Origin of the sequence: Sinorhizobium sp. CB7, from assembly GCF_041357635.1 — a bacterium.
GTDB lineage: Bacteria > Pseudomonadota > Alphaproteobacteria > Rhizobiales > Rhizobiaceae > Rhizobium.
The window spans coordinates 1-300 of record NZ_JAULLL010000085.1 but is presented as its reverse complement, the minus strand read 5'-3'; the positions used below and the strand labels follow the sequence as shown (position 1 = coordinate 300).

General features: G+C 65.7%; 1 protein-coding gene. It reads right to left on the bottom strand.

The features are described 5' to 3' along the window. A partial coding sequence (locus AAE029_RS36280) for a hypothetical protein (protein WP_371077775.1) occupies positions 1-300 on the bottom strand: 300 nt, incomplete at both ends.

Sequence of the window (300 nt, the reverse complement as noted above, 5' to 3'; positions counted from 1 at the left end):
TCTGGGACGAGCTCAGGGCACCGATCTGGTCGGTGGTGAGGGCTGCGATCTGGTCAGACTTCAGCGCCGCGACCTGGGCGGTCTTCAGTGCTGCGGTCTGATCGGTGGAAAGGGCCGCGACATTGGCCGTGGAGAGACCCGACAGGGCGGTGGCTGTCATCGCAGCGATGTCGGCTGTCGAGAAGGTCGCGATATCTTCCGAGGCCAGAGCTGCTACCTGCGTCGAGGTGAGTGCCGCCACCTGCGCCGAGCTCAGCGCTTCAGCCTGAGCGGAGCTCAGAGCACCGATCTGGTCGGTCG